Here is an 11,928-nt window from a genome sequence, read left to right on the forward strand (position 1 = left end):
ATTGATTGTTTTGTTTGACAATATGGTTGTCATTCATATTTTGCTCATGGCATTATGAATTCACGACAAACAAGAAGTTATCGTGATTGGTTCTGCAATTACATTGTATAGGATATTAAAATGGCGACATTGCACCCAGACCAAGGTATTCCAGGTGTATATGGCTTACTTTTGCTTGATGTGGTTTCTCGTTGGGGCTACAACGATATTTCATTATTTGAACCCTTTGGCTTAACCAGTGAGCAACTAGCACATCCAGATATGCGTATTCCTGTGGATATTGCCAATGCGCTGGTAGAACGTGCACTACAACTGACTGGTGAATACAGTCTGGCTTATCATCTGGGTACACAGATGCGCATCTCTATTCACGGTTTTATCGGCTATGCCATCATGACCGCCACCAATACTACTGAGGCACTGGCACTAGCTTCCCGTTTTATCCAATTACGTATGCCATTTTTACAGCTTTATTTTTCGACTTTTGGTGACAAAGCCACCATCGAACTAAAATGTAATATCGACCTGCAACCCTTACGCAATGAAATTATTATCGCCTTAACCATTGGTATCCATACCATGGCAAAGGCATTAACAGGTGTAGAAATCAGCTCGGAAATTGATTTCGACTTCGATATGCCCAAAGGATTTGAACGCTACCTTGAACGACTAAATTCCAAAGTCCGCTTTAATCAGCCGCATTTAATTGCAAGTTTTGATAAAAAATACTTAGGTCTGGAGATGGTACATGCCGATCCGATTTCCAGCCAGATTGCCATTAACCAGTGTGAAGCCGAACTATCTGCACTAGGCGAACGTCGTCGTATTTCCATGCGGGTACGTGACATTCTCAGCCATCACGAGCAAGTCCATCTGGGGATTGAAGCAGTGGCAGAGCAGCTTTGCATGTCAGACCGCACCTTAAAACGCCAGCTTGCTTCAGAAGGCACTTCCTTCTCAACCATTGTCGATGAAGTACGTTATCGCCGCGCGACCTCCCTGCTTTCACGGACCGATTATAGTCTGGAACAAATTGCCGATGAACTCGGTTATTCCGATGTGGCCAATTTCAGTCGTGCCTTTAAACGTTGGAGTGGCCGCAGCCCAAGCAATTGGCGTAAAGATCCATATTTATAGCAGATAAAATCATTTGCTTTTTTGGGATAACATTGTATAAAGCGTCATAAGATATCGCTAATAACCGCATTAAGGAAAATTTATGCAACATCCAGATAATTTACGTTATGCAAAAACACATGAATGGGTTCGTATCGAAGGCGATCTTATCGTGACCGGAATTAGTGATCATGCACAGGATGCGTTGGGTGATCTGGTATATGTCGAAGCACCTGATGTTGGACAAGAACTGACTGCTGGCGAACAAGCTGGTGTCGTCGAGTCGGTAAAAACCGCATCCGATATTCATGCTCCAGTATCTGGTGTGGTGGTTGAAATCAATACTGTACTTGAAGATGATCCGGAAAAAGTAAATGAAGACCCGTATGGCGAAGGCTGGATTTATAAAATTAAACCGCACAATATTGCCGATGTAGACAATTTATTATCCAGTAAAGACTATGAAACTGGTCTATAACCAGATATAAACGAGATATCAATACCTTCCCAACGGAGAAGGTATTGGCACAACTTAGCATAAAAATATTCTGAATTAGAATTTAAATAGAATTCCTACGCCATAAAGTCCGGTATCTTTATCATTTGGCTGTTCCGATTTCAATCCCTTGTCATAACGATATGAAAACTCAACATAGGGCATCACCTGTTTGGAAATCTCATAGCGGGTTTGTAGCCCGACATTCAATTCAGTTAAGCCGGAACGTCTGGCATATGGGCTGTGATCTTGAATGCTTATTGTGGCATCAATAAAAGGTTGGGTAATCAGCTTCTGGGTGAGCAAAATATCTCGCGAACTCTCCAGAATCAGGCTAACCCGATCATTAGAGGCAATTTCAACATAGGCATCCGTTTCAAAGAAATACGGAGCCAAACCATGCAGACCAAGAATTGCAGCATTTGTCGAACGATCCGGATTGCGATCTTTGACATGTTTAATTCCGGTTTGAATGTCCCAGAACTCAGATAACAAATGACGATATAAAAGTGATACATCATAATCCGCCGATGCCGATTCAGCCCGATTAACATGGGACTTAAGATACAGTTTGTTCTCATCAGTTCCAATCCAATATTTTAGTGCAGATTTCAATTGGCCTTGTCCATCATCATCGACAAGCCATTTATTCTCCAATTCTACCAATTGATAGATTTCATTGCCATGTTGATGCATATTTTGTCCATCATTTGCAATTACATTGGAATGCTCATGCAATTGAATTGAACTCGTATCTGGTTCAGATGCATAAATGAGTGATGAAGATAAAATAGTCAATAAACCAATACTGATCAAATCAAGTCTAACATTCATGGCAAATTTAGTGATGTGCATGATGATCTCCTTGATTCATATCCGAATGTGCAGCAGGCTTGATCACTTTTGCTGCGACATTTGCAACAATCAGTTTATTCATCATTCCGGTAGTCATGTGATAGAGCAAATGACAATGAATCGCCCATTCACCCAACTCATCAGCTGTCAATAAAGCTGTCACAGTCTGATTTGGAGGCACAATTAAGGTATGTTTATTGGGTAAATCCTGTGCTGCTTGTCCATTTTCCAGTTGTACGAACATGCCATGTAAATGCATCGGATGCGCCATCATACTGTCATTGATAAATTTTAGACGAATACGTTCGCCATATTTCACCTGAATCGGTTTGGCCTGATTAAATTTGTCGCCATTCATGGTCCAGATATAACGTTCCATAGAACCGCCAAGATGGATCACGATTTCACGTTCTGGTGCTCGTATATCACTTTGTGGATGTAAGGCTTTTAAATCTGCATATTGCAAAGCCTTATGTCCCTGTGGCGTAGACGCATTTGCCCAGCCTTCAACTGTTAGTTGCTGTTGTGTTGTTCCGGTTTTTGCTTCAACTGCATGCGTATGGTTTGGCGTTTGTTGTATATTTTGATTAATATCATGCGTATGTGATGAGGAAGCTTCAGACATGTTCGACATATGATCATGCATCATGCCCATATTACTCATGTCATGCGCATACGCGCTATTCTGATGCATATTTTCTGGACTTTCTACTGTCTGCTGATCTCCTGTTTGCTTTTCTACACCAGTAAAGTGCTGTGAATGATCTTCAGCATCATGCTGCATGTTCGGCATTGGCATATCCTGCATCGACAGCAATGCCCGAGGACGATGCTGTGGCATCACCAAAATTTTGGCTGTGCTATTATTTTGCAGCAAAGTTGCCAGTGCAAAACCGCTGCGATCAATGGATTCCGCCTGAATTTGATATTGGGTGTCCTGCGGTGCAACTATCACATCATAGGTTTCTGCTGTGCCAATACGAAACTCATCGACTGTTACAGGTTGTACCGCCTGTCCATCTGCGCTAACCACTGTCATTTTTAAACCGGGAATCCGTACATCAAAAAATGACATTGCCGAAGCATTGATAAAGCGCAAACGGATTTTTTCACCTGCATTAAATCTACTGGTCCAGTTTTGCTCAGGGGTTTGACCATTGACCAAGAATGTGTAGCCTGTGACATCAGATAAATCGGTTTTTAGCATCCGCATCTGATTCCACATCTTGCGATCCCGCCATGTACCTTCCAAACCCTTTTGTTTGACTTGACGCAGTACATCAAACAGCGTTTCTCTTTGATTTTGATAATAATCAGCTGATTTTTTTAGATTCTTCATGATGCTTTCACCACTTGATAGGTGAAAGTCGGACAACATAATGATCTGATCCTGTTCGGTATGTTCATCATGGCTCAGGGGTATTTTGCCTTTGGGATAGACAATAAAAGCGCCATATAGTCCATCCTGTTCTTGTCCCTTACTGTGCGCATGATACCAATAGGTGCCATTTTGCCGAATCTTGAAACGATAGGTAAATTCACCCTGCGGCTTAATTCCCTGAAACTGATTAAATCCCGGTACACCATCCATCAAACCTGGCAATAACAAACCATGCCAGTGAATTGAACTGTCCTGATTTTTAAGCTGGTTATGTACCACAATCACTGCATCATCACCTTCTTCAAAGAATAAAGTGGGTGCTGGAAATTGCCCGTTGACAGTAATCTTTTTTGTTGCTTGTCCTGTGATATTAATACTTTGTTCTGCAATCGTAAGATGATATTCCCGAATCGCAGACCATGACCACTGTGCCATGCAAAGGCAATATATTGCCATCAACATGGATAAAAATTTATTTTGCATTACTTTTTACCTTAATCTGTTAATTTTTAAAATTGATTTGATTAAGATAAGATTCTTGGTGGGCGTAATAGTGGGATATTGGGCTGTTGAATATATTGCGAACGATAATGAGAGTTGAATATGCTGTCCGGAGTAATTTTAAGATCTAAATTCAGTGCATGATGCAATGAATAAAAATAAAATGCATTCATCTGACAATGCCACTGTGCACAATCCTGACAGGCGACTTGATGATGGCTGCTCTGTTGCTGCTGGATTGCCTGTTCATTTGACACCGAATCGGTTTGTTCATGACAATCCGGCATAGCCATATGATTATGCTCTAGATTCACTACTTTACGAGCTGAATCATGGCAATGCACTTGCACATGATGTATATGACTTTGCTGTGTAAGCGGCTGATGCACAGCCTGCATACTGATGATACTCACCTGTGCATAGACCTGACTGATCAGCATAGCAAGCGCCATAAACAGCAACATATAAGACTGATGACGCGTGTTCATCTGGAAAGTCATATCAGTATAAAATGTAAAAACATTAGTCCAAGCATAACAGCCATTATCCTGAAAATAAACCTGAAATGGCTGAAAAATACGCTATTTGACAGTTTATGCCGAGGCCTTCCGTGAATTTAATTGTCCGGAAATCACTGTACCAATGTTGCGCCGGGCATAATGAAACAATACTTTTAATGGTGATAAATGCGGATTTGGTTGGCGCCCGCGAGCAATGGTTTTAAACTGTGCCGCGTACCAGATAATTTCCATAATGGCCATTTTATCGATCAATGCAATGCCGGTTTTGATTGGTTTGACTGCATATTTAACATCTTGACCACTAAGCAGTTGATTTGCCAATTGGGGTTCAACTGCAAATGGACGGGCAATCCCGATAAAATCACATGCCCCACTTGCCAATGCATCATTCATGCCTTTAACAGTACGGAAACCACCCGTTACCATTAATGGACAACTTACCTGTCCCCGAATTAATTCAGCAAATTCCAGAAAATAAGCTTCACGGGCGATACTGCTCTGTTTGCGTTTTTCCGCTTTTGCACCCGCCATCGCAGGTGCTTCGTAGGTTCCACCGGAAATTTCAATAAAATCAATTCCTGCTGCCGAAATTGCTTTGGCGACTTCAATCGCATCATGTTCACTAAAGCCACCACGCTGAAAATCTGCGGAATTGAGTTTTACTGCGATAATAAAATCATCACCTGTTTGTTTGCGTACTTCATGATAGATTTCCAGTAAGAAGCGCATACGGTTTTCAATATTACCGCCCCATTGATCTTGACGAATATTGGTCAATGGCGACAAGAATTGACTAATTAAATAGCCATGTGCGCCATGCAATTGAATGCCTTCAAATCCGGCAAGTTTTGCCAGACGGGCAGATTCACCAAAGCGGCGAATAATGTCCAAAATTTCTGTTTCGGTTAATGCTCTAGGTGTAGCAAATGTGGTGGATAAAGCTGAGGAAAATGCAACCGCAGAAGGTGCAACTGTTTCCCGATTCAAGCCTCGTGGACATTGGCGACCAGGATGCGAAAGCTGTAACAACTGGATCATGCCATATCGTTTACCTACATCCGCCCATTGTTTTAATCGCGCCATATCCCGCTCATTTTCAAGCACGACCACACCGGGCTCATTTTTCGCTCTGGCATCAACCATGACATTGCCTGCGATGGCACAACCCAAACCACCTTTTGCCCAGACTTCATATAATCCAATATGGTCGGCATTGGGTTGACCCAAATCATTGGCCAAAGCCTCACTCATTGATGCTTTGATAATACGATTTTTAAAAGTATTAGCACGAATCTTCAGTTGATCTTGTAGTTTTACCATGTCGATTCCCTATAAATATTTGCTGTTAGTGCTTCCTAGAGCGCTGGCACTTATGCCTGTGTGTTCTGTGATGATGCTTCTCTATGCATCGAATCGATAATATAGAGTAATTACTCTATATTGGATGTGATTATGATGCAACATGTATTTGACAATTTACATTGTCAAAAGACTCGCTTCAATGAGTTTTTGTGTATAAATATCTTGTGGTTGTGTAAATAATTGTGCCGTGTGCTGAAATTCCACCATTTTGCCATGATGAAGTACCAAGATACGCTGGCATAATGCCCGCACCACCGCCAGATCATGGCTAATAAACAGATAACTAAACTGAAATTCCTGCTGTAATGCGCGCAATAATTTTACCATTGCACGTTGTGTGGTTCGATCCAGTGCCGATGTAGCCTCATCCAAAATAATCAGTTTTGGACGCAAAATTAAAGCTCGCGCCAATGCCACCCGCTGCCGCTGCCCACCTGACAATTCATGTGGATAACGACTGGAAAAATGTGCAGGTAAATCGACCCGTTGTAACACTTCCTCTACTTTAAGTGAGATTTCAGATTTCGCAACACCTTGAATTTCTAAGCCCTCTCCGACAATCTGCTCGACATTCATTCTGGGATTGAGGCTGCTAAACGGATCCTGAAAGACTATCTGGAATTGATGTCGATAAGGACGCAAATATTTTTCTGATAATTGGTCCAGACGCAGATTCTCAAGCTGAATCTGTCCATCACTGTCGATTAAACGGGCAATTGCCAGTGCTAATGAGGTTTTTCCGGAACCACTTTCTCCAACAATCCCAATCGACTCACCCTGTTTTAAATCCAGTGTGATCGGTTCTACCGCCACCACATAATCCTTGATGCGATTGAATAGACCTGTTTTAATCGGATAACGCACCTGTAGATTGGTTAATTGCAACACAGTATGCTGCGAATCCACCTGTAATGCCTCACCAAAATCATGATCCAGCAAATTTTTGGTATAGGCATCTTGAGGATTGTTAAAAATAGCCTGAGTCAATCCCTGTTCTTTTACGATACCTTTTTGCATCACAATCACCTGATCGGAAAAACGCCCAACCAGTTTCAAATCATGGCTAATCAATATCATCGCCATATTACGCTGCTGCTGCAAGGATTTCAGCAGTTGCAACACCTGTTCCTGCAAGGTGACATCAAGTGCAGTGGTCGGTTCATCGGCAATCAGAATCTCTGGATCAAGTGCCAGTGCCATGGCAATCATGACACGCTGCCGTTGACCACCAGACAACTCATGTGGATAACGCTTTAATTTTTGTTCGGGATCGGGAATACCTACATCGGACAATAATGTAATGACACGCTGTCTGACCTGTTGCGTGGATAATCCTTGTAAAAGCAGGGATTCACCAATCAATTTTTCCACCCGATGTAAAGGATTAAGTGCTGTCATCGGTTCCTGAAAAATCATGGCAATTTTTTGTCCACGAATATGCTGCCATTGTTTTTGATTGAATTGGCATAAATTCTGATGATCAAGTTTGATCTGTCCGGAAACAGTCAGATTGGCAGGTAATAAACCCAAGATGGCAAGACTACTGATAGATTTGCCCGAACCACTTTCCCCGACGATGGCAAGCGTTTGTCCACGATGTAGCTCAAAATTTAAATCATGCACCAATGTATGTTGCTCATGCTGAATTTTTAACTGTTCAACATGTAATAATGCAGTTTCGGCTGAGATATTGTCCTGCATTTGATTATTCTGAGCCTTAGCGTTGTCTTGGATCGAATGCATCTCGTGTGGCCTCACCGATATAGATTAATAATGATAAAACAATCGCCAGGGTAAAAAATCCCGACAATGCCAGCCATGGTGCATTTAAATTGGTTTTGCCCTGTTCCAGTAACTCCCCCAGAGAAGCAACATCTGGTGGCAAACCATAGCCAAGAAAATCCAGTGCCGTTAAAGCTGTAATATTGGCAGTAAGTAAGAACGGCAATTGCGATAAGGTTGAACTCAATGCATTGGGTAGAATATGACGAAAAATAATTTTTCGGTCGGATACACCAAGTGCCCTTGCAGCGCGAATATAATCAAAATTTCTAGCGCGTAAAAACTCGGCGCGCACCAGTCCCACCAACGCTGTCCAGCCAAAAAACAACATGATCACAAAGAGCCAATATACACTGGGTGTAAACATGCTCACCAGAATAATCACCATAAACAGCTGTGGTAAACCACCCCATACTTCTAAAATACGCTGTCCACCAAGATCAATCCAGCCGCCATAATAGCCTTGAATTGCACCAATCGATATACCGATTAGCGCAGAAGCAGCCGTGAGGAAAATACCAAAAAGCAGCGAAATACGTAGTCCATAAATTACCCGTGCCAATACGTCACGCCCCTGATCATCAGTGCCGAGCCAGTTTTGTGCAGTGGGCTTGGAAGGTACAGGCACACTCAGTTGTAAATTGGGTGTGTCATAAGAAAACGGAATAATCGGGTTGAGCATCCAGCCATCTGCCTGAATCAATTGTTGTACGACTGGGTCTTTATAATCGGCCTCGGTTTCAAACACACCGCCAAAGGTTATTTCCGGATAAGTTTTTAACACCGGTACGTAGAGCTGATTTTTATAGGACACCAAAATCGGTTTATCATTGGCAATCAGTTCTGCACACATGGAAATTGCAAAAATAATGGCAAAGATCACTAGGCAGAACATACCCAATTTATTTTGCTTAAAACGATGAAGACGTTGCTGCATGACTGGCGACATTATTTTGCTCCCCGTGTTTCAAAATCGATGCGGGGATCAATGATCTGATACATCACATCACTGATCAGTCTTAAGACCAAACCTAACAGGGTAAAAATAAAGAGCGTTCCAAAAATCACCGGATAATCCCGCTGGGTAATGGCCTCAAAACCTAACAAACCAATGCCATCCAGATTAAAAATAATTTCTACGAATAAATTACCGACAAAGAAAATCCCGATCAATGCTTCCGGCAACCCAGCAATCACAATCAACATGGCATTACGAAAGACATGACCATATAAAACCCGATTTTCACTTAAACCTTTGGCACGGGCAGCCAGTACATATTGCTTGGATAACTCATCCATAAATGAATATTTGGTTAAATAAGTCAGTCCGGCAAAACCACCCAGCACCATCGTCAAAAGAGGTAAAGCCATATGCCAGAAATAATCTTTTACTTTTCCCAAAGGACTTAATTGAGCAAAGTTTTCCGACACCAGACCTTGTAGTGGAAACCACTGAAAATAAGAACCTCCGGCAAAAAATACGATCAATAACACCCCAAATACAAATGTCGGTACGGCATAACCAATTGCCAATAATAACGAAGTGCTCTTATCGAACAACAAACCATGCGTTTTGGCCTTTTTAATGCCAAGTGGAATTGACACCAGATAAATCAGTAAAGTACTCCACAACCCTAGCGAAATTGTGACAGGAAATTTTTCATAAATCAGTTGGGTTACGGGTTTATCTTTAAAAAAGCTGGTGCCAAAATCAAAACTTAAATAGCCTTTTAACATTTGCCAGAAGCGTTCATGTGCTGGTTTGTCAAAACCATATTGTTTTTTTATTTCCTCAACCATTTCCGGACTTAGACCACGGGCACCTTGATAATTACTGTCCACGGCAGCAGTTTCGCCTCCCGCCTTATTCCCATTGATACCCTGTAAAGATTCTGCCTGTTGAATAGCCTGTTCCACCGGACCGCCCGGTGCAATTTGCACAATCACAAAATTAATCAATAAAATAATAAACAGGGTCGGAATAATCAGTAGCAAGCGTTTTAAAATATAGGTTCCCATGTGCTACTCCTTAACAAAATTCCCGAAAGAAAATCATGCCATTATTGTCGTTTTAGATATTGGTTAACTTTTTGTGCCTTTGCCGGATTTACCCACCAGTAGTTTAAACCGACACCCAACTTGGGTTGAACTGCCGGATAATCATACATATCCCAGAATGCATACCAGTCTGCCCCTTTGCCATAAGTCAAAATCTGATAATAACCGGCACGCAGTAAGCGGTCGAGTACCTTGGTATTGGTCACTAGTTCTTCACGACGCTGAGACCGAATAATTCTGTTAATAACAGCATCGATCACCGGATCTTTGACGCCAGCATAATTATAATTGCCCGGCTCATCAGCCGATTGGCTACTCCAGAAACGAGCCTGTTCATTTCCCGGTGTTAGTGATTGCGGCATCACATCGGTGGTAATGTCATAATCATAATTCTTTTTACGTTCAATATATTGCGGTACATCTACTTTACGCACAGTGATGGTAATGCCGAGTTTTTTGAGATTACGCACAAAAGGCATCAATGTCCGCTCTAGACCATCCTGATGAATTAAAAACTCAAAACGGATAACTTTGCCTTGCTTATCCAGCAATTGTCCTTGCGGGTTATAACGATAGCCTTTATTAAGCAACATTTGCCGTGCCACCATTAAATTATAACGATTAAAACCACTGGCATCGGATACTGGATACTTCCAGTCGATTAAAACACCGCGTTTCACCACAGGGGCAAGTTGATTCAAATAGGGATTTAATACTTTTAATTCCGCCGCAGAGGGCTTGCCAGTAGCCGCAAGTTCGCTATTGTCAAAAAAACTTTGTAGGCGCTTATACTTTCCATAAAACAATGCCTTATTCTGCCACTCAAAATCATAGGCATAAGTTAAGGCTTGTCGAAAGAAAATATCGTCCAGCGGTTTGCGGCGAGAATTTAAAATAAAACTTTGCGTCGGAATCGGATTGTGATGGTGAAACTCTATTTTTTTAATCAATCCAGCGTTTGCAGCATTAAAGGTATATTCAGTTGCCCAGCGACGCGATACATATTCGGTTTGAAAAGTATATTGCCCAGTTTTAAATCCTTCAAAGGCTATATCCAGCGTGCGGTAGTAGACATATTTAATCTGATTAAAATTATAGGCCCCTTTATTGACCATCACATCCTTACCCCAGTAATTAGGATTACGTTTGTAAGTGATAGAACGACCGGCATCAATTTTATCCACCAGATATGGACCACTGCCCATCGGAGCCTGCATGGTTACTCGAGTAAAATCTTTATTTTTTAAATCTTTTTCAGAAAATATTGAAATGTCAGATACAATCAGCGGCATTTCTTTATTGTCATCCGATTTAAAATCAAAACGCACATCATATTTTGATAAGGCTTTGATATCTTCAACTTCGGAAAAATAAATACGTAATCCTGGTGCACCCTCACTCAGTAATTTTTTAAAAGTATATACCACATCCTGAGCAGTCACAGGCGACCCGTCGCTAAATCTGGCTTTGGGATTTAAATGGAAAATCACATATTTGGGCTTATCAGGATCGTAAGTTGCACTGGTGGCAAGCATGGGATACATCACACCGGGTTCATCCAGTGAAGATGACATCAACTTGTCATACAAAAACTGAACACCCTCAGCAGGTGATCCCTTACCATTCATGCTGTTGAAATTATCGAATGTTCCTGTTGCAGGCAGAACAATACTTCCCCCTTTAGGCGCACTGGCATTGGCGTAAGGTAAAACCGATGCACCCGCGTACAAAGGTTTTGCATCCAAACTAATATAATTAAACGTTTGCACCGCAGCATAGGCATGACTAATCAAAGTCGTGCCTATTGTAAAAGCTAGCAGCTGTCCAAAGCGTATCTGCAATCCCATTATATCCCC

10 protein-coding genes are annotated in these 11,928 nt (G+C 41.7%); 2 read left to right on the top strand and 8 right to left on the bottom strand.

What is annotated here, in order from left to right:
• Positions 1 to 120: 120 nt before the first annotated feature.
• Together CAP51_RS09310 and gcvH are read left to right on the top strand one after the other, a co-directional pair.
• On the top strand, positions 121 to 1,137 hold the full coding sequence (locus CAP51_RS09310) for a helix-turn-helix transcriptional regulator (protein ID WP_420535105.1): 1,017 nt from the start codon (positions 121 to 123) through the stop codon (positions 1,135 to 1,137).
• Between the two features lie 82 nt (positions 1,138 to 1,219).
• A complete protein-coding gene (gene gcvH, locus CAP51_RS09315; RefSeq protein ID WP_087620490.1) occupies positions 1,220 to 1,594 on the top strand; it encodes a glycine cleavage system protein GcvH in 375 nt (124 codons plus the stop codon).
• 75 nt (positions 1,595 to 1,669) lie between these two features.
• Here the strand turns inward: gcvH and CAP51_RS09320 are convergent, their stop codons facing one another.
• The 8 genes from CAP51_RS09320 to CAP51_RS09355 form a co-directional block, all read right to left on the bottom strand.
• Positions 1,670 to 2,467 (bottom strand): copper resistance protein B, encoded by a 798-nt coding sequence (locus CAP51_RS09320; protein ID WP_087620491.1) that lies wholly within the window; start codon positions 2,465 to 2,467, stop codon positions 1,670 to 1,672.
• Entirely contained in the window at positions 2,454 to 4,331 is a 1,878-nt protein-coding gene (locus CAP51_RS09325) for a copper resistance system multicopper oxidase (RefSeq protein WP_087620492.1), read from the bottom strand. Before CAP51_RS09325 ends, CAP51_RS09320 begins: the two co-directional genes overlap by 14 nt.
• A 41-nt stretch (positions 4,332 to 4,372) precedes the next feature.
• The gene (locus tag CAP51_RS09330; RefSeq protein WP_087620493.1) at positions 4,373 to 4,837 is read right to left on the bottom strand and encodes a hypothetical protein; all 465 of its coding nucleotides are present in this window, start codon (positions 4,835 to 4,837) and stop codon (positions 4,373 to 4,375) included.
• Positions 4,838 to 4,942: 105 nt separating this feature from the next.
• The gene (locus CAP51_RS09335) at positions 4,943 to 6,190 is read right to left on the bottom strand and encodes an NADH:flavin oxidoreductase/NADH oxidase family protein (protein WP_087620494.1); all 1,248 of its coding nucleotides are present in this window, start codon (positions 6,188 to 6,190) and stop codon (positions 4,943 to 4,945) included.
• A gap of 156 nt (positions 6,191 to 6,346) precedes the next feature.
• Complete coding sequence (locus CAP51_RS09340; protein WP_087620495.1) at positions 6,347 to 7,975, bottom strand: ABC transporter ATP-binding protein; 1,629 nt, start codon at positions 7,973 to 7,975, stop codon at positions 6,347 to 6,349.
• Positions 7,950 to 8,963, bottom strand: a complete 1,014-nt coding sequence (locus CAP51_RS09345; RefSeq protein ID WP_087620496.1) for an ABC transporter permease — start codon at positions 8,961 to 8,963, stop codon at positions 7,950 to 7,952. Before CAP51_RS09345 ends, CAP51_RS09340 begins: the two co-directional genes overlap by 26 nt.
• Positions 8,963 to 10,033, bottom strand: coding sequence for a microcin C ABC transporter permease YejB (locus tag CAP51_RS09350; protein WP_087620497.1), 1,071 nt, complete (start codon positions 10,031 to 10,033; stop codon positions 8,963 to 8,965). Before CAP51_RS09350 ends, CAP51_RS09345 begins: the two co-directional genes overlap by 1 nt.
• A 41-nt stretch (positions 10,034 to 10,074) precedes the next feature.
• On the bottom strand, positions 10,075 to 11,919 hold the full coding sequence (locus tag CAP51_RS09355) for an extracellular solute-binding protein (RefSeq protein ID WP_087620498.1): 1,845 nt from the start codon (positions 11,917 to 11,919) through the stop codon (positions 10,075 to 10,077).
• Positions 11,920 to 11,928 lie beyond the last annotated feature (9 nt).

The sequence above is a fragment of the Acinetobacter populi genome (assembly GCF_002174125.1).
In the GTDB taxonomy this organism is placed as follows: Bacteria; Pseudomonadota; Gammaproteobacteria; order Pseudomonadales; family Moraxellaceae; genus Acinetobacter; species Acinetobacter populi.

Excerpts from the sequence above, each read along its gene's own strand:
- CAP51_RS09310 (WP_420535105.1), top strand. The coding sequence starts at position 121 with ATGGCGACATTGCACCCAGACCAAGGTATTCCAGGTGTATATGGCTTA.
- gcvH (WP_087620490.1), top strand. The coding sequence starts at position 1,220 with ATGCAACATCCAGATAATTTACGTTATGCAAAAACACATGAATGGGTT.
- CAP51_RS09320 (WP_087620491.1), bottom strand. The coding sequence starts at position 2,467 with ATGCACATCACTAAATTTGCCATGAATGTTAGACTTGATTTGATCAGT.
- CAP51_RS09325 (WP_087620492.1), bottom strand. The coding sequence starts at position 4,331 with ATGCAAAATAAATTTTTATCCATGTTGATGGCAATATATTGCCTTTGC.
- CAP51_RS09330 (WP_087620493.1), bottom strand. The coding sequence starts at position 4,837 with ATGAACACGCGTCATCAGTCTTATATGTTGCTGTTTATGGCGCTTGCT.
- CAP51_RS09335 (WP_087620494.1), bottom strand. The coding sequence starts at position 6,190 with ATGGTAAAACTACAAGATCAACTGAAGATTCGTGCTAATACTTTTAAA.
- CAP51_RS09340 (WP_087620495.1), bottom strand. The coding sequence starts at position 7,975 with ATGCATTCGATCCAAGACAACGCTAAGGCTCAGAATAATCAAATGCAG.
- CAP51_RS09345 (WP_087620496.1), bottom strand. The coding sequence starts at position 8,963 with ATGTCGCCAGTCATGCAGCAACGTCTTCATCGTTTTAAGCAAAATAAA.
- CAP51_RS09350 (WP_087620497.1), bottom strand. The coding sequence starts at position 10,033 with ATGGGAACCTATATTTTAAAACGCTTGCTACTGATTATTCCGACCCTG.
- CAP51_RS09355 (WP_087620498.1), bottom strand. The coding sequence starts at position 11,919 with ATGGGATTGCAGATACGCTTTGGACAGCTGCTAGCTTTTACAATAGGC.